Origin of the sequence: Pseudomonas sp. PDM19, assembly GCF_014852215.1 — a bacterium.
Lineage (GTDB): Bacteria > Pseudomonadota > Gammaproteobacteria > Pseudomonadales > Pseudomonadaceae > Pseudomonas.
On record NZ_JACVBG010000001.1, the window covers coordinates 1,197,221 to 1,214,202 of the forward strand.

15 protein-coding genes and 1 pseudogene are annotated in these 16,982 nt (G+C 65.1%); 10 read left to right on the forward strand and 6 right to left on the reverse strand.

Going from position 1 to position 16,982, the window contains the following annotated elements; all coding sequences use genetic code 11:
• Positions 1 to 103: 103 nt before the first annotated feature.
• Positions 104 to 268 (reverse strand): annotated as a pseudogene (locus IB273_RS05185) (iron ABC transporter substrate-binding protein); the annotation flags it as partial.
• A gap of 236 nt (positions 269 to 504) precedes the next feature.
• Positions 505 to 1,014, reverse strand: coding sequence for a DUF4142 domain-containing protein (locus IB273_RS05190; RefSeq protein ID WP_225610077.1), 510 nt, complete (start codon positions 1,012 to 1,014; stop codon positions 505 to 507).
• Positions 1,015 to 1,291: 277 nt separating this feature from the next.
• Here IB273_RS05190 and katE point away from each other — a divergent pair, with 277 nt between their 5' ends.
• Positions 1,292 to 3,460, forward strand: coding sequence for a catalase HPII (katE, locus tag IB273_RS05195; protein ID WP_192223427.1), 2,169 nt, complete (start codon positions 1,292 to 1,294; stop codon positions 3,458 to 3,460).
• A gap of 90 nt (positions 3,461 to 3,550) precedes the next feature.
• Here katE and IB273_RS05200 read toward each other — a convergent pair whose 3' ends face one another.
• Positions 3,551 to 4,501 carry a class I SAM-dependent methyltransferase gene (locus IB273_RS05200; RefSeq protein ID WP_192223428.1) on the reverse strand — a complete coding sequence of 317 codons (951 nt, stop codon included), beginning with the start codon at positions 4,499 to 4,501 and terminating at the stop codon, positions 3,551 to 3,553.
• Positions 4,498 to 5,871, reverse strand: a complete 1,374-nt coding sequence (locus IB273_RS05205; RefSeq protein WP_151187080.1) for an iron-containing redox enzyme family protein — start codon at positions 5,869 to 5,871, stop codon at positions 4,498 to 4,500. Before IB273_RS05205 ends, IB273_RS05200 begins: the two co-directional genes overlap by 4 nt.
• A gap of 163 nt (positions 5,872 to 6,034) precedes the next feature.
• Between IB273_RS05205 and IB273_RS05210 the strand changes: the two genes are divergently transcribed.
• From IB273_RS05210 to ligD, 3 genes are all read left to right on the forward strand, one after another.
• Entirely contained in the window at positions 6,035 to 7,174 is a 1,140-nt protein-coding gene (locus IB273_RS05210; protein WP_192223429.1) for a carboxylate-amine ligase, read from the forward strand.
• A gap of 119 nt (positions 7,175 to 7,293) precedes the next feature.
• Complete coding sequence (locus IB273_RS05215) at positions 7,294 to 7,752, forward strand: phosphotransferase system, HPr-related protein (RefSeq protein WP_192223430.1); 459 nt, start codon at positions 7,294 to 7,296, stop codon at positions 7,750 to 7,752.
• A 3-nt stretch (positions 7,753 to 7,755) separates the two neighbouring features.
• Entirely contained in the window at positions 7,756 to 10,275 is a 2,520-nt protein-coding gene (ligD, locus tag IB273_RS05220) for a DNA ligase D (RefSeq protein WP_192223431.1), read from the forward strand.
• 10 nt (positions 10,276 to 10,285) lie between these two features.
• Here the strand turns inward: ligD and IB273_RS05225 are convergent, their stop codons facing one another.
• The gene (locus IB273_RS05225; protein WP_192223432.1) at positions 10,286 to 10,798 is read right to left on the reverse strand and encodes a DUF4142 domain-containing protein; all 513 of its coding nucleotides are present in this window, start codon (positions 10,796 to 10,798) and stop codon (positions 10,286 to 10,288) included.
• A gap of 167 nt (positions 10,799 to 10,965) precedes the next feature.
• On the opposite strand from IB273_RS05225, the gene IB273_RS05230 reads away from it, so the two are divergent.
• Together IB273_RS05230 and IB273_RS05235 are read left to right on the forward strand one after the other, a co-directional pair.
• Entirely contained in the window at positions 10,966 to 11,142 is a 177-nt protein-coding gene (locus IB273_RS05230; protein WP_192223433.1) for a metallothionein, read from the forward strand.
• 39 nt (positions 11,143 to 11,181) lie between these two features.
• Positions 11,182 to 12,039: an SDR family oxidoreductase gene (locus IB273_RS05235; RefSeq protein ID WP_151187084.1), complete on the forward strand. Its 858-nt coding sequence runs from the start codon at positions 11,182 to 11,184 to the stop codon at positions 12,037 to 12,039.
• Between the two features lie 11 nt (positions 12,040 to 12,050).
• Here IB273_RS05235 and IB273_RS05240 read toward each other — a convergent pair whose 3' ends face one another.
• Positions 12,051 to 12,428 carry a Rho termination factor N-terminal domain-containing protein gene (locus tag IB273_RS05240; protein ID WP_081519907.1) on the reverse strand — a complete coding sequence of 126 codons (378 nt, stop codon included), beginning with the start codon at positions 12,426 to 12,428 and terminating at the stop codon, positions 12,051 to 12,053.
• A 230-nt stretch (positions 12,429 to 12,658) separates the two neighbouring features.
• Here IB273_RS05240 and IB273_RS05245 point away from each other — a divergent pair, with 230 nt between their 5' ends.
• The 4 genes from IB273_RS05245 to IB273_RS05260 all read left to right on the forward strand — a co-directional run bounded on the left by IB273_RS05245 (position 12,659) and on the right by IB273_RS05260 (position 16,914).
• Positions 12,659 to 15,118: a glycogen/starch/alpha-glucan phosphorylase gene (locus IB273_RS05245; RefSeq protein ID WP_081519908.1), complete on the forward strand. Its 2,460-nt coding sequence runs from the start codon at positions 12,659 to 12,661 to the stop codon at positions 15,116 to 15,118.
• A gap of 173 nt (positions 15,119 to 15,291) precedes the next feature.
• Positions 15,292 to 15,810, forward strand: coding sequence for an MgtC/SapB family protein (locus IB273_RS05250; protein ID WP_081519909.1), 519 nt, complete (start codon positions 15,292 to 15,294; stop codon positions 15,808 to 15,810).
• Positions 15,800 to 16,066, forward strand: a complete 267-nt coding sequence (locus tag IB273_RS05255; protein ID WP_081519910.1) for a hypothetical protein — start codon at positions 15,800 to 15,802, stop codon at positions 16,064 to 16,066. Before IB273_RS05250 ends, IB273_RS05255 begins: the two co-directional genes overlap by 11 nt.
• Positions 16,054 to 16,914, forward strand: a complete 861-nt coding sequence (locus IB273_RS05260) for a Ku protein (RefSeq protein ID WP_192223434.1) — start codon at positions 16,054 to 16,056, stop codon at positions 16,912 to 16,914. Before IB273_RS05255 ends, IB273_RS05260 begins: the two co-directional genes overlap by 13 nt.
• Positions 16,915 to 16,982: the final 68 nt, after the last annotated feature.

Here is a 16,982-nt window from a genome sequence, read left to right on the forward strand (position 1 = left end):
TTCAGCTCATACCGGGATTCATGGCGAGGCGTCTCCTTCGCGGCAACTGGGTGGCGTGGAGGAGAGCCTACGGGGCGAAACCTGGCTGGGACTGAGGTCGTGTCTGGTTGCCCAGCTCGATATCGTCGCCTTTGCGCAAGGTCACCTTGATCCCTGTGTCCTGGGTAAAGCCTTCGCTCCAGGCTTTGGTCAGCGACTCGTGCTGGGCATCGTAGACCACGATGCCGTCGTCATCCGAAGCCGCCCGTGTCGATTCCGCGCCCAGCAACGCCGCGCTCCGATCGCCAGCAGGATGGTCAGCGAGGCTCCGCACAATTTCATCAAACGCCGCTCTTATCTATCAATCCGAGAGTGGCGGCGATATTCGCCTGTCGGCTGTTAAGAAATGGTCGTTCTCATTTGGTGGGCCGTGGCGAGAAGCGGTGGCAGTTCTGCGGTGCAGCTGAACCCTCGGGGTCAGCTGCACGCTGAACGATAAGCGAGGGGGAAGATTCGCTCCCTGGCTTAACTGGAGGGGTGCGCCTTGACCAGATCCCGGGCCATCTCCAGGTGCTGCTGGAGCACGGGCAGGGTCTGCTGGGCGAAGTTCTTGATGTCCGCGTCGGCGGCATGGTTGGCTGCGTCGGTGAAGACCTTCACCGCTTCCTCGTGAGCGCTGACCTGGTTGTTGGCATAGGCTGCGTCGAACGACTCCTCGCGCACGTCGAGCACCTTGGCCTTTGCCTGGCTGGTCAGGCTGGCGCTGTCGGCAAGTTGCAGCTGGTGCTTTGCGGCGAGCGACTTCAGCGTGGCATTGGCCTTTTCGTGATCGTCGATGATGTGCTGTGCGAAGGTTTTCACATCGGCAGACTGGCTCTTCTTCAGCGCCAGTTTTGCTGCGTCGATCTCCGCCATGCCGGCGGCTGACGCTTCGCTGACGAAATGCTGGTCCTGTGCGGACTTCTGTTCCGCCATCACCGGGGCGGCGACTAGGAAGAGGGCGCACAGTAGTCCGTTTCGCAGATGGCCTGTCATGTTCATGGTGATTCCTCTGGTCGGATGAGGCCCCGCGAGCAGGGGCATGTCCGGATGACGAGCCTGGCCGGGGAGCGTTCAGTGCTGGGGATGAACGGTCGCGAGCGGAAGGATTGGCCGCTCGAAGAGCAGTTTGTCGCGTGGAACGGGCGGTCAGCGGTTGCAGGGGCCGCAGGCGAGGACGAAGGCGGTCGCTCTCGGTGCAGGTCGAGCGAATATATGAACTCTCGGAGGCAGGTCTGTCCCATCAGGTAGATCCCGACGCGGCTGTCCTTTCATGCCGCGCGCTGATTCGAATCCTGATGAGGAGGACTCTACCGTGGCCAAACCCACTGCAAAGAAGAGCCGCTTGGCGGGCACCGAGACTATCGATCGGGGCAACACCAATGAAAAACTGGAAGCCCTGGAGCGCTACCGTGAAGACGCGACTGGCGAGGCGCTGACCACCAACACCGATGTGCGCATCGCCGACAACCAGAACAGCCTGCGCGCCGGCGAACGCGGCCCTTCGCTGCTGGAAGACTTCATCCTGCGGGAGAAGATCACCCACTTCGACCACGAGCGGATTCCCGAGCGCATCGTCCACGCCCGCGGTGCGGCGGCTCATGGTTTCTTCGAGTCGTACGAGGACTGGAGTTCGCTCACCAAGGCGTCGTTCCTGGGCAAGGCCGGCAAGCAGACGCCGGTATTCGTGCGCTTCTCCACCGTGCAGGGCCCGCGTGGCTCCGCGGACACCGTGCGCGACGTGCGCGGCTTTGCCGTGAAGTTCTACACCGACGAGGGAAACTACGATCTGGTGGGCAACAACATGCCGGTGTTCTTCATCCAGGACGCCATCAAGTTCCCCGACTTCGTCCACGCGGTGAAGCCCGAACCGCACAACGAGATGCCCACCGGCGGCTCGGCCCACGACACCTTCTGGGACTTCGTCTCGCTGACTCCGGAGTCGGCGCACATGGTGATGTGGGCCATGTCGGACCGGGCGATTCCCATCTCGCTGCGGCACATCCAGGGCTTTGGCGTGCACACCTTCCGCCTGATCAATGCGGCAGGCGACAGTTCGCTGGTGAAATTCCACTGGCGGCCGAAATCCGGCGTCTGTTCGCTGCTCTGGGACGAGGCGCAGAAGCTTGCCGGCAAGGACCCGGACTTCCACCGCCGCACACTGTGGGACGACATCGAGAGGGGCGATTACCCCGAATGGGAACTGGGCGTGCAGGTCATCCCCGAGGCCGATGCTGACCAGTTTGACTTCGACCTGCTCGACCCAACCAAGCTGGTGCCCGAGGAACGGGTGCCGGTGAAGCTGCTCGGGCGCATGGTGCTCAACCGCAACCCGGACAACTTCTTCGCCGAGACCGAGCAGGCCGCGTTCCACCCCGGCCATATCGTGCCCGGTATCGACTTCAGTAACGACCCGCTGCTGCAGGGCCGACTGTTTTCCTACACCGATACCCAACTGCTGCGCCTGGGCGGCCCGAACTTCAACCAGATCCCGATCAACCAGCCGCTATGCCCGTTTCACAACAACCAGCGCGATGGCCTGCACCAGCACATGCTGCACAAGGGCCGCGCTGCCTATGAGCCGAACTCCATCGATGACGGCTGGCCGAAGGAGACGCCGCCAGCCGCGCGCCAGGGTGGTTTCACCAGCTACCACGAGCCTATGACAGGCGCCAAGGTGCGGGTGCGTGCCGATTCCTTCGCCGACCACTTCACCCAGGCGGCGCTGTTCTATCACAGCCTCAGCGAGGCGGAGCAGGGGCATGTCGCTTCGGCCTATGTGTTCGAGCTGTCCAAGGTGGAACGGATGCCGATCCGTGAGCGCGAGGTAAACGAAATCCTCGCCAATATCTGCCCGGAACTCGCGGAGATAGTCGCCAGCCAGATCGGCGTGAAAGTCACCCACAAGGCAGCCAGGGTGCCCCAGCCCAAGCCGTCACCGGCGCTGAGCCAGGCCAACCTGCTGGCCGGGGATATCCGCTCGCGCAAGGTGGCGATCCTGATCGCCGATGGCGTCAGCGAGAGTGATGTGCGCGACCTGAAAGATGCGCTCGAGAAGGCAGGAGCTGCCGGCAAGCTGATCGGTCCGAGCACTTCGCCGGTGAAGGCGGAAGGTGGTGCATGGCTGACTCCAGACGCCAGTTGGGATGGCTTGCCGTCAGTGGCCTTCGATGCGGTGTACGTCCCCGGCGGCGCCAAGGCGACCCAGCAGATCGGCGGTGACGGGCGTGCGTTGCATTACCTGCTGGAAGCCTACAAGCACCTCAAGCCGCTGGCCTTCTGCGGCGATGCGCAGGCATTACCGGGGCAACTCGGTCTGTCGCCTGACGAGGGCATCGTCCAGGGGCGCACGGCAGCGGATGTGTTCGCGGCTTTCGAGAAGGCGCTGAAGCTGCACCGCATCTGGGCGAGGGAGGCGCAGGTGGCGAAGATTCCGGCTTGAGTTGGCCCTGCAGGAGCGGTCGTGTCCCGCTCCTGCAGGTCAGAATGCAGGGTGAATAACGCCGGCAGCGTTATCCGCCCTGCTAAAAGATCAGCCCAGCCGTTTTACCGTCAGCGTCACTGCCGCAATCCGCTCGGCCTGCTGGTAGGCCGAGCTGTCCAGCTCCTCGCCGAACACATCCGGGTCCATCTCCTCGTAGTGCCAGCTCACCGGACGATCGATCAGTAATGCGTCCAGCTGTCGGCGCAGGGGCGCCTCGCCGTTGACCACCGCGGCGCCGGTATAGAGCAGCAGGGAGCCGCCGATGTTCAGGCGTTGCAGCGCGGTTTCGACGATGCGCAATGACAGGCCTGCGCCAAACGCTCCGCCACCATGGCGGTAGGTGCGCTCGTCCGGATCGAGCAGGTACGGCGGGTTGGCGACTATCAGGTCGAACTGCCCCTCGATGCGCTCCAGCAGGTTGCTCTGGCGAATCTGCAGGTCATCGATGCCGGCGAGATAGGCGTTGGCACGGGTGAAGTCCAGGGCGCGCGGATTGATGTCCACGGCGGTGACTTCTGCCTCCGGGAAGGCCTGGGCGATGAGGATGGCGCCGGGGCCGGCACCGCAGCCGATATCCACGGCGCGGCGCACGTTGCCGGCCTCATCACTCTGGAAATACTGGTGCAGCGCGTGGGCGAAACGGTAGGTGTCCGGGCCGAAGAACACCGCGTCAGTCTCCAGCGTCGGGTAGGCGGAGTGGGCGAACAGCTGGTCGTCCAGGCTCGACCAGCGCACCGCGCTGCGCCATTGACTGTCCTGGCGCTGCAGCAGTCCGCCGGTTTCCAGCAGGGCGAGCATGCGCTCGCTGACTAGCGCGTCGGGGAACAGCCGGCTCCAGCCGAACACGCCCTGCAGATCGCCGGCCAGCTGGTTTTCCGGCCGGGCGTTGACGCGCGCGTGGGTCGCGGGGGTGACCGTGGTGAAACGGTAGTCTTGCGCCTGCAACTCCTGCCCCAGGGTGATCAAAGTCTCCAGGCGCGAGTCGAAGAATGTAGTCATGGTTCGATCCCCAGTTTGTCGGTGTAGATGCGCGTGGCCAGCAGCCCGGCTGGTGTCCAGTGGCGGTGTGGGGCCATGAGCGCGACCAGGCGATGCATGCGGCTGCGCGGCGAAAGCGTGGACAGCTCGTTGAGCAGGGCGCGCTCCTCGGTGGCGAACTCCGAGCGTGCCGACGGTGGGGCGGCGCTGGCTTTCTCGCTACCGCCCCAGGGATTGCGTTGCGCAGGCTCGCTCCAGTCGCCGGCGATCCAGTCGTGCAGCAGCTGCCGCTCGTAGGGATTGAACACACCGAACATGGCCGCGCTGTCTCCGGAGATCAGGCCCCAGAGACGACTGTTGGCGGGGTCCTGGTGGCGCCTGATCCAGCCGAGTTGCTGCAACGCAGCAAGAAATTCGCCCATGCGCCCGGGGCCGGCCATCCACTGGTTCACCGTGCGCCCGCCAATGCGTGCACGGTCATCGTGCATCTGCCTGGCGAAGGGCCGCTTGCGCTCAAGCATGGCGACCACTTCGGTTCCCAGGTCGAAACCATCGAGCAGCTGTTGGTTGGATAGCCCCGCGTCGTTGAGTCGGTATCCGGCGTGCACGCGGCGCAGGAAAGCGTCGCGATCGGCCAGCTGCGGCAGGTTGGCTTCCAGCGCCTGCAATGCCTTGCGACCGTGACCGGTGGCAGCGTTGTCGATGGTCACGTGCAGGCGGAAGTACTCCGGGTCGATACCCAACTCGCGCAGTTCGCAACTGGTGATCATCAGGTGCAGCGGCGGCAGCTCGTATCCCAGGTTGTAGCCCAGCACTTCGGGCAGGTAGTCGTCGGACAGATAGCCCAGCGCCAGCTGCAGGGTGCCTTGCAGGTAATGCGCATCGCTCAGGTCGGGCGGGGCATCGCAACCCAGGCTGTCCAGCAGGCGCTGGTACACCAGCACGTGGTTGCGCGCGGGGATACCGTGGCCCAGCTCTTCCAGGCAGGTATGTACCAGCGGCAGCAGGCGCGTGTCGCTCCAGTGGTCGAGCACACCGTAGAGCCAGGCGCCGTCTACCCGCTTGGTGGGAGCGATGGCCTGGAGGAAGTGCAGGGCATGGGCACGGTTGGCGAAGTGCCGACGCGGTGCGCCTTCCCGGCGCTCGCTCAGGTAGGTGGCATAGCCCTGTGCGCTGCGTTCGGCGCGGTTGGACAGCCAACTGTCCCAGCGTTGCGGGTCGGCGGGCAGCTCGTCGTCGTGGGCAGCCTGCAGGTCCAGCTGCGTATCAAGAAGCGTGGCTGCACGCTCCAGGCAGTCCTGCGGGGTGCGCAGCAGGGACTGATAGAGATCGCGGATGGAGCAGTGCTCGCGGTACGAGGCGACAGCATTCCGGGAGGCGGGTGGCGTCATGCGGGGCTCCTCGTTGGAAAAATCGGGACGCTTTCTCTTGCGAGTGAGCGGGCGAACAAAGGTTTCAAGTAAACGCCCAAGCGCAGGGGGCGAAGGGCCGAAAGACTGAACGCCACTGGCGACGGCGCGTCCCAGCCATGACTGCCATACCGCGAGGTCCGCCATGCCAGCACGCCCCGCGTTGCCCCGTTTCGGCATCGAGGAGGAGTTCTTCCTGCTCGATCCCGCCAGCCTGGACCTCGCTCGCGACGTGCCACTGGGCTTTTCTCATGCCTGCCGTGGCGTACTGGGCGAGGAGGTCGCGGAGGAAATCTTCCAGTGCCAGTACGAACTGGTCAGCCCGGTCCTGCGCCAGCTCGACGAGGCAGCCGCGTTTCTGAGCGACCGCCGCCGCCGATTGCGCGCGATATCCCGTTCCCACGGGCTGGAAACCCTCTGCGTCGCTGCCCATCCCTTCACCCATCCGCACTCTCAGCCCCCTGCATTCCGCGCGCGCTACCAGCGCTTGTTCGACGAGGCAGGCGTGGTGGCGCGGCAAAGCCTGCTCTGCGGTCTGCATGTGCATGTGGAGGTGCGCGGCATCGACCGTGTACGCGTGATGAACCGTGTACTGCCCTGGATGCCGCTGCTGCTCGCCCTGAGTGCGTCATCGCCGTTCTGGGGCGGGCGTGACACAGGGCTGGTCAGCTATCGCCAGTCGCTCTGCGGGGAGTGGCCGCGCATGGGGCCACCCGCGCAATTCACCGATGAGTCGCAGTGGCGACGCTACATCGCGTTGTTCCTGCAGTACGGCCTGATGCACGAGCCCGGTCACGCCTGGTGGTTCCTGCGGCCCTCGGCGCATTACCCGACCCTGGAGCTGCGCATCCCCGACGCCTGTCCGCGGATCGACGATGCGCTGTGCATCGCCGGCCTGTTCCGTCTGCTGGTCAGCCAGGCGCGGGAGGCACACGAACCTGAAGAGCCGAACTGGCAGCGAGCCTTGCTGGCGGAGAACTTCTGGCAGGCTCGGCGGCATGGCTGCGCGGGGCACTTTCTGGTGGAAGGCGATCAGGTGGTCAGTGCGCGGGATTGGCTCCAGCGAGCGGAGGCAGCCGTGGAAGACTGGCGGGACGACGAAAGCCAGCGGCTGTTCACCCATGCCGCCAGGATCATCGAGGGAGGCAACAGCGCGGATCGGCAGCGCATGGCCTACCAGTCGGCGCGTGGCAAGGGGCAAACCGATGCGGCTGCGCTGGTTGCGGTGGTGCACCATCTGCTGGTGGAAAACCGGTTGGCGGCCGATGCAGTAGCGCGTGGCTGACGGGCGGATGGCTTGCCGTCCTTGCCGATCCTCCCGGCAGAAAACCTGAACTCCAGCGCTATGCGCCGGCTCAACCGGCCTGAACGCACAAAGGACCATTCAGCCCTGGAGGCAGCGCCATGACCAGTTCCGCCAAGAGCTCCGCGAAGAAAGAACCCAACCCGCAGCACATCGAGATCGACGACACCCAAGACCGCATGGGCAGCGTGCGCGAGCTGGATTTCGAGAAGGCTCCCGAAGGACGCATCGGCGACGAGCGTTCGCCCGAAGAGGTGGAGCGCGAGTTTCCTGCGCAGCGCCGCCGCGAGATGGGCCAGACCGGTGGCGAGACCCTGGGCGACAGCGCCGTGGAAGATGGCGTGAGCATGGACGATCTGGCCCCGGAAACCCTGATCGACGAGGACGGTACCGAATCGCCGCTGGAGCCGGGCGACAGCGCACCGGTGGACAAGCAGCTGCATATTCGCCGCGAAAGCGAGATTGGCGGAGGCATCGGCCTGGATGAGGCGGAGGAAGGCCACGTGCGCCCTTTGGACGGCAAACCCTGGGATGACTCCGACCCCGATGAGGAGCAATGACCCATGGCCCGCGCCGCCGTTCCGAATCAGACCCTGAAGGAGTACGCCCGCAAGCGCGATTTCAGCGGCACCCCGGAACCCAGCGGTGAAGCGCCGGGCAGCCATGCCGGGGAATACGCCTTCGTGGTGCAGAAGCACGACGCCAGCCACTTGCACTATGACTTTCGCCTGGAACTGGATGGGGTGCTGAAAAGCTGGGCGGTGCCCAAGGGCCCGTGCCTGGACCCCAGCGTGAAGCGCCTGGCCATCGAGGTCGAAGACCATCCGCTGGATTACGCGCGCTTCGAAGGGCACATCCCCGAAGGACACTACGGCGCAGGCGACGTGATCGTCTGGGACGAAGGCCGCTGGACGCCCATCGGCGACCCCCACGAGGGCATGCAGAGCGGCCACCTGAAGTTTCGCCTGGAAGGCAGCAAGCTCGCCGGCAGCTGGAACCTGGTGCGAACCCGTATGGCGGGTCGCCAGCCGCAATGGTTCCTGATCAAGGGACGCGACGACCAGGCGCGGGATTATCCGCGCTTCGACATCCTGGCCGAGGAGCCGCTGAGCGTCGTGACCGGGCAATCGCTGCCCAGCGAGTCTTCCGGGGCGAAGAGGACGCCTCCCAAACGGGCCAGGTCGGCCAAGCAGACCACGACAACCCGCAAAACCACGCTCCCCGATGCCATTTCCCCGCAACTCGCCACGCTGGTGGACGCACCGCCTCCCGGCGATTGGCGCTACGAGATCAAGATCGACGGCTACCGCATCCTCGCTCGCCTCGATGGAGGCAAGGTGCGCCTGATGACGCGAAACGGCCACGACTGGTCGAAGAAACTACCGGAGCTGAGCAAGGCTCTGGCAGCGCTCGAGGTACAGTCCGCCTGGCTGGACGGCGAGATACTGGTGATGGACGAGGAGGGGCGCCCGGACTTCCAGCGCTTGCAGAACGCCTTCGATGCCAATGTCTCCGCGCCGATCCACTACACCCTGTTCGACCTGCTCTGGCTGGACGGCGCGGATTATCGCAGCAAGCCGCTGGAGGACCGCCGCCAGGCGCTACAGCAGGTCCTGCGCGGCAATGACAATGAAGCGTTGCGCTACTCGGAAGACTTCACCGACGACCCGCGCAGCATCCTCGACAGCGCCTGTCGTCTCGGCCTGGAAGGCCTGATCGGCAAGCGTGCCGGCAGCCCTTATTCCGAGAAGCGCTCGCACGACTGGATCAAGCTCAAGTGCAAGCGCCGGCAGGAATTCGTCATTGTCGGTTTCAGCGAGCCCAAAGGATCGCGCTCGCACTTCGGTGCCTTGCTGCTCGGCCTGCATGACGAGGATGGCGCGCTGCGCTACGCCGGCAAGGTCGGAACCGGTTTCAGCGCAGCGAGTCTCGCAACCCTTCATCAACAGCTCAAACCTCTTCAGCGCAAGACCTCTCCGCTGAAGGACGCGCCCAAGGGCGCGGACGCCAGGGGCGTGACCTGGCTACGCCCGGCGCTGCTGTGCGAAGTCGCCTTTGCCGAAATGACCCGCGAGGGGTTGGTGCGCCAGGCGGTATTCCAGGGCCTGCGCAGTGACAAGCCGGTGCAGGCCATCGTCGAGGAGAAACCTAGACAGGCTGCACAGGGCGCTGACACAAAGACTGCGAAGGGAACACCGGGCAACACCCTGCAGGGCGTGACCATCACCCATCCCGACCGGGTGATCGACCCTGCCAGCCAACTGCGCAAGATCGACGTGGCGCATTACTACGAAGAGGCCGCCGAGCGCCTGCTGCCCTGGCTGGCTGACCGCCCGGTGTCGCTGGTGCGCGTACCGGATGGTGTCGGTGGCGAGCAGTTCTTCCAGCGCCATGCCTCGCGCACGGAAATCCCAGGCGCGCAGCCGCTCGATCCGAAACTCGATCCGGGCCATGCGCCGCTGCTGCGGATCGCCACGGCCAGGGGGCTGGTGGGCGCTGCGCAGATGAGCGCTCTGGAACTGCATACCTGGAACGCCACCCTGGATGATCTGGAGAAGCCTGACCGCTTCGTCCTGGATCTCGACCCGGACCCGTCACTGCCCTGGCAGCGGATGATCGAGGCGACGCAGCTGACCCTGACGCTGCTGGATGAGCTCGGACTCTCGGCGTACCTGAAGACCAGCGGCGGCAAGGGCATGCACATCCTCGTCCCCCTGCAGCGGCGTCACAGCTGGGACGAGGTGAAGGACTTCGCCCATGCCATCAGCCGGCATATGGCCAAGCTGATGCCCGATCGTTTCAGTGCCGTTTCCGGGCCGAAGAACCGCGTCGGGAAAATCTTCATCGACTATCTGCGCAACACTCGGGGCGCCAGCACGGTCTGCGTCTGGTCGGTGCGGGCGCGGGAGGGCTTGCCGGTGTCCGTACCGGTTCGTCGCGATGAGCTTGCCACGCTCAAGGCGGCGAATCAGTGGACGGTTGCCAACATCGACGAGCGGCTGGCGGCAGCCGATCCGTGGGCAGGCTGGGCCAACACCAGGCAGCGCCTGACTCGCCGGATGATCGAACAACTGGAAGGCTGAAGACTGCGGCTCAGGGAGCCTGCGACGCCACCAGCTGGTCCGCCAGCTCGCGTTGGTGATAAAGCATCGGCAGCCAGAGACGGGCGAAGCCTTGCAGATCCGAGTCGACGGCTTCCTTGCTCATGCGATCGAAGGAGGTCACCGCTTCCTTGCTCGATCGCAGCTGCGCCACCGCATAGTCATGATCGAAGCGGTCACTGGCGGTGAGCGGCGCCTGACTGTTTTCCGGCTTCAGCGGGGCGTCGCTCTGCGCCGGCACGCCTTTTTTCTGCGCCAGGGTCTGCAGGTCGCGGAGCATCGCCGAATGTTCGTCCAGCACGCCCTGGGCCTGGTCGCGCACCGCCAGGGTCTTACCGTAGCGGATGGCCTGCTGGGCGCGAGCGAGCTGCTGCTGGCTGTTGGTCAGGGCGGCGGAGATGAAAGCTGATTCATCGGCCTTGCCCTCTGCGAAGCTGCTGCCGGCGAGCACTGCGAAGCTCAGCAACAACCAGCGCAGGAAAGAGGAGGCGAGGGGAGTCGTCATGGGAATTTCTCCTTCTTCTGGCTTTGCGACTACCGCAGTGGACGCAGCCCTGGGCGCACGGTTCAGAAAAGCCGGTCGGCGGCCTGAACCATTGGTGAAAAAGCCTGAACCAAGCTCCCCGGCATCGGCCTACCCAGTGAGTCGATCACTGCTGGAGTAACCAAGCCATGAATGAACAACGCTGCTCCTGCCCCGGCTGTTCCTGCAGCCTGGGAGCCACGACCGTGTACCGCGAAGGCCGTGCCTACTGTTGCCAGGCCTGCGCCGACGGCCATCCGGATGGCGAAAAACACTGTCAGGACACGCACTGCCATTGCGGACAGCAAAAGCCGCCGCGTGGTTGAACCCATCCGAGATGCCCTGGTGCATCGAAGGAGAACCCCATGAGCGAGACCGAAACCCTGCCACCACAACACCAGGACCAGCAGCCGGGCCTGGAGGAACAGATGCGCCCGCAGCCGGAGTTCGTCTCCGGCGAGTACCGTGCTGCTGCCAAGCTGGCCGGCAAGGTCGCCATCGTGACCGGTGGCGACAGCGGCATCGGCCGTGCCGTCGCGGTGACATTCGCCCGCGAGCGCGCCGATGTGGTGTTGCTGTACCTCGACGAATCCGAGGACGCGCTCAAGACCTGCCAGATCATCGAATCCCTCGGCCAGCAATGCCTGGAGATGTCCGGTGATGTCGCCGATGCGGGCTTCTGCGCGGAAGTGGCGCGCCGCGTCGAGGAGCGCTGGGGACGTCTGGACATACTGGTGAACAATGCGGGGGAACAGCATCCCCAGGAGTGCCTGGAAGACATTACGCAGCAGCAGTGGGAGCGGACGTTCCGCACCAACATCTTCGGCATGTTCCAGCTGACCAAGGCGGTGCTGCCGCTGATGGGCGAGGGCGGTACCATCGTCAACACCACCTCGATTACCGCCTACAAGGGCAACCCGAAACTGATCGACTACTCATCCACCAAGGGCGCGATCACCTCGTTCACCCGCTCGCTGGCCATGAACCTGGTCAGGCGCGGCATCCGCGTCAACGCGGTGGCGCCGGGGCCGATCTGGACACCGCTGATTCCTTCGACCTTCGATGCCGAGGAAGTCGCGACCTTCGGCACCAACACGCCGATGGGGAGACCAGGACAGCCCGAAGAACTGGCCCCGGCCTATGTCTACCTCGCCAGCAGCGATTCCTCCTATGTCAGCGGGCAGGTGCTGCACGTCAACGGCGGGACGGTGGTCAACGGCTGAGCCGCAGGAGATCAGGCCGCGCTTCGCAAGGCCTCGATCAGCTGCTGCTTGCGCATGCTCGAACGACCGGCGATGTGCCGGGTCCGGGCGCGGTTGAGCAATTCGGCCTTGGTCATGGATTCCAGCGGTTGGTCAGGCCGCGGCACGCCTTGCTTGGTGGCTACCGCGCGCTTGGCCGAGCTGCGCCGCGCGGCGGCCTTGGCCGGTGCGCTCTTGTTCTGGCCCGAGCCGCCGCTGCGCTCGCCGCCGCCGGACTGCTTGTTCACGGTTGCCCAGGCTCGGGCTTCTGCCTCGTCCTTGGGGACGCCACGGCTCTCATAGCTTTCCTCGATGTGTTCGGCCTTGCGCTTCTGCTTGTCGGTGTACTTGTCTTTATCGCCCCGTGGCATGGCTGTTCTCCCTTGGCTGATGCGTCAGTGCACGCTCTTCGAGCGCCCGGCCCGCCAGCGCGGGCCACAGTGGGGAGAAACCGCTCGTCGCCGATCGTTCGGCGTTTCTGATGAACGGGCCATGCCAGTGGAGGAAAAGGTCTGAACTCAGCGTTTTCCTCGCGGACAGATGCACTGGGGCGCCTCGTGCGCCATCGGCAATCAGTCACCGACAGAAGCAGGAGACGGCAATGGCCCTGGACAGCATTCCCGATCAGTCGGCAGTCGAGATCTTCAAGCACGCCGTGCTCACCCGCTTGCGCTATGCGGTCGGCAAGGACCCGGCCGACGCCTTTGACCATGACTGGTTCGAAGCGGTGGCCCTGGCCACGAGCAAGTACCAGGTGGATAACTGGGAAGAAACCACCCGCGCCATCGATCGCAGCGCGCGCAAGCACGTGTACTACCTCTCCCTGGAGTTCCTCATCGGCCGTCTGCTGATCGACAACCTGAGCAACCTCGGGCTGCTCGAGGTGGCACGCCAGGCACTGTCGGAACTGGGCGTGGACCTGGAACGCATCCGCCTGCTGGAGCCAGACGCGGCACTGGGCAATGGAGGCCTCGGCAGACTGGCAGCGTGCTTCATGGAAAGCATGGCGACGCTGGACATCCCCGCCCACGGCTACGGCATCCGCTACGAGCACGGGCTGTTCAAGCAGGTGATCGGCGATGGCTGGCAGCAGGAGCACACCGAAACCTGGCTGGACTTCGGCAACCCCTGGGAATTCGAGCGTCCCGAATCCGCCTACAGCGTCGGCTTTGGCGGCAGCGTCTACAGCGAGCCGGACGCCAATGGTGTCGAGCGCCAGCGTTGGGAGCCGGTAGAGCGCGTTCGCGCGGTCGCCTATGACATGCCGGTGGTGGGCTGGCGCACTGCCAGCGTGAACACCTTGCGCCTGTGGCGTGCCCGCGCCGAGGAAACCCTTAAGCTCGACCGCTTCAACGCCGGTGATCACCTGGGGGCAGTGGCCGACACCGTGCGCGCGGAAAGCATCTCCCGCGTGCTCTACCCGGCGGACAGCACCGAGGCCGGACAGGAGCTGCGCCTGCGCCAGGAGTACTTCTTCGTCGCTGCCTCCCTGCAGGACCTGATGCAGCGCCACCTGGGCAAGGGCGAGGACGTGTACGGCCTGCCCGAGCGGGTCGCCATCCAGCTCAACGACACCCACCCGGCCATCGCCGTGGCCGAGCTGATGCGCCTGCTGCTGGACGAGCGCGGGCTGGACTGGAGCGACGCCTGGGAGCTGACCGTGGCGACCCTGTCCTACACCAATCACACGCTGCTGCCCGAGGCGCTGGAATCCTGGCCGGTGGGGCTGATGGAGCGCCTGTTGCCCCGGCACATGCAGATCATCTACCTGATCAATGCCTTCCATATCGACGCCCTGCGCGCCAAGGACATCCACGACTTCGCCCTGCTGCGGTCGGTCTCGCTGATCGAGGAGGACCACGGCCGCCGCGTGCGCATGGGCAACCTGGCATTTCTTGGATCGCACAGCGTCAATGGTGTCTCTGCACTGCACACCGAACTGATGCGCGAGACGGTGTTCCGTGACCTGCACCGGTTGTACCCGAATCGCATCAGCAACAAGACCAACGGCGTGACCTTCCGCCGCTGGCTGTTCCAGACCAACCCCGAACTGACCGAACTGCTGGTCGACACCCTCGGTGACGACGTCCTGGACAACCCCGAGAGCCGCTTGCGCGACCTGGCGGCCCACGCCGAGAAGTCCGCCGTGCGCCAGCGCTTCGCCCAGCAGCGGCGCAACGCCAAACAGCGCCTGGCCGTGCTTATCGAGGAGCGCCTGGGCCTGCGTGTCGACCCGGACGCGCTGTTCGACGTGCACGTCAAGCGCATCCACGAGTACAAGCGTCAATTGCTCAACCTGTTGCACACCGTGGCGCTGTACCAGGACATCCGCAACGACCCGACCACCGAACGCGTGCCCAGGGTGAAGATATTCGCCGGCAAGGCCGCCCCCAGTTATGTGCTGGCCAAACTGATCATCAAGCTGGCCAACGACATCAGCCGCACGGTCAATGCCGATCCCACCGTGCGCGGGCTGCTCAAGGTGGTGTTCATCCCCAACTACAACGTCAGCCTGGCCGAATCCATCATTCCGGCGGCGGACCTGTCCGAGCAGATATCCACGGCGGGCCTGGAGGCGTCAGGCACCAGCAACATGAAGTTCGCCCTCAACGGCGCGCTGACCATCGGCACCCTGGATGGCGCCAACGTCGAGATGTGCGAGCGTATCGGCCCGGAGAACATGTTCATCTTCGGCCTCAAGGCGCAGCAGGTGGAGGCTCGCAAACGGGCGGGGGAGCTGGCCATGCACAACGAAATAGCCGATTCGCCGCGTCTCCAGGAGGCGCTTATGGCGGTCAGCAGCGGCGTGTTCTCGCCGGACGACCCACAGCGCTATACCGCGTTGATCGACAGCCTGCGCCATGACGACCGCTTCATGGTCTGCCCGGACTTCGACGCCTACTGGGACGCGCAGGAGCGCGTGGAGCAGCTTTGGCGAAAGCCGTCGCGCTGGTGGAAAGCCTCGATGCTCAATACCGCACGAGTCGGCTGGTTTTCCTCGGACAGGACCATTCGCGAGTACGCCCAGGACATCTGGCAGGTGCCCGTCGGCGGGGAGTGAACCGCTCGCGACACAGCGACAGCCGGCAAGCCCTGGCTACGAAGACGCGGGGCTTGCCGCGGAGGAACTGCTGACTTTCTGCCGGGCGGTCAGCGGTTGTAGGCGAAATCAAGCAAACCAAATGGCGTTCGTCCGGGTCTGGACTCTTATCGGGGCTTCAACAAGAGCCGGACATGGACACACTGGAGCGAATCTGGCTGACGCTGGTGGCCGAGTTCTCCGACCTCAGCGAAGTCGAGCAGATCACCCGCGCCTCGCTGCGCCTGAGCCTCGCCGTGGTGCTGGGTGGTGTGGTGGGCTATGAGCGCGAGAGCCAGGGCAAGGCCGCCGGCCTGCGCACGCACATGCTGGTGACCCTGGGCGCGGCACTGTTCGTGATGGCGATCCGGGAAGGCGGCGCGCAGGCCGATGCCGTCAGCCGGGTCATCCAGGGCATCGCCGCGGGGATCGGCTTCCTCTGCGCCGGCACCATTCTCAAGGGCAGCCAGGTCTCCGAAGTGAAGGGCCTGACCACCGCCGCCGGGCTCTGGCTGAGTACGGCCATCGGTATCAGCGTCGGGCTCGGGCATTCGGCCACGGCGGTGCTCGGCACGCTGCTGGCGCTGCTGGTGCTGCACTGCCTGCCGCGCTGGCTGGAGCGCAACCATAAACATGCCCCTCACGAGTCGAGAGAGGACCGCGATGTTCCGTGAATTCGCCCAGGCCTGCGCCTGGACCGACGCCATGTTCGAAAACGGCCGCTATAGCGGGCTGATCGAATACCAGGTCATCCGCGAGGGCGCCGCGGTGGAGGTGCTGTGGGTCTATGCCCCCGGCAGCCGAAACACGTCGGAAGCCGAAGCAGCGGCGCGCCGGATGCTCGCACGGGTACGCGACATCGACGGCGAGGGCCGCGTGCACTTCGACGACGGCGTGCCCCTGCAGGAGGACTGCCCATGGCCCGTGTGATCTGGAAAGGCGCCATCAGCTTCGGCCTGGTGCACATCCCGGTAGCGCTCAACAGCGCCTCGCGCTCCAGCGGCACCGATTTCGACTGGCTCGACGAGCGCAGCCTGGAGCCGGTTGGCTACAAGCGGGTGAACAAGATCACCGGCAAGGAGGTACCCAGGGAACACATCGTCAAGGGTGTGGAACTGGAGAAAGGCCGCTATGTGGTCATCAGCGAGGAGGAAATCCGCGCCGCACGCCCGGAGGCGACCCAGAGCATCGACATCCTCAGCTTCATCGACATCGAGGAAATCCCGGTGCCGTTCTACGACTCGCCGTACTACCTCACGCCCGAAAAGCGCGGCGAAAAGGTCTACGTGCTGCTGCGCGATACCCTGAAGAAGACCGGCAAGGCCGCCGTCTGCCAGTTGGTGATGCACAGCCGCCAACACCTGGCGATGTTGCGCGAGGAAGGCGAAGCCATCCTGCTGATGACCCTGCGCTGGCCGGCGGACGTGCGCGAGGTGGACGAGCTGGGCCTGGCGCTGGACAAGGTGAAGCTGGACAAGCGCGAAACGGAAATGGCCGAGCGGCTGGTCAAGGACATGTCCGGCCACTGGACACCGGCGGACTACGAAGACCGCTTCAGTGAGGAAATCCACCGCCTGGTGGAGCAGAAGGCCGCCAAGGGACAACTGGAGAGCGTCCCGCAAGCGGAAGCGAAAAGTGGCGAAGGTGCGGACATCATCGACCTCACCGAGCTGCTCAAACGCAGCCTCAAGGGCGACGGGAAGCGGCGCTCGACGGCCAGTGCGCCGGCGAAGAAGAGCGCAACCCGCAAGCCCACGCCCAAGCGCAAGACCTCCTGAGCCAACCACTGGCGCAATTAGCCTGAACTTGCCGCCGCAGCGTCGTTCCCAACCCCTGTAGCTCGCCA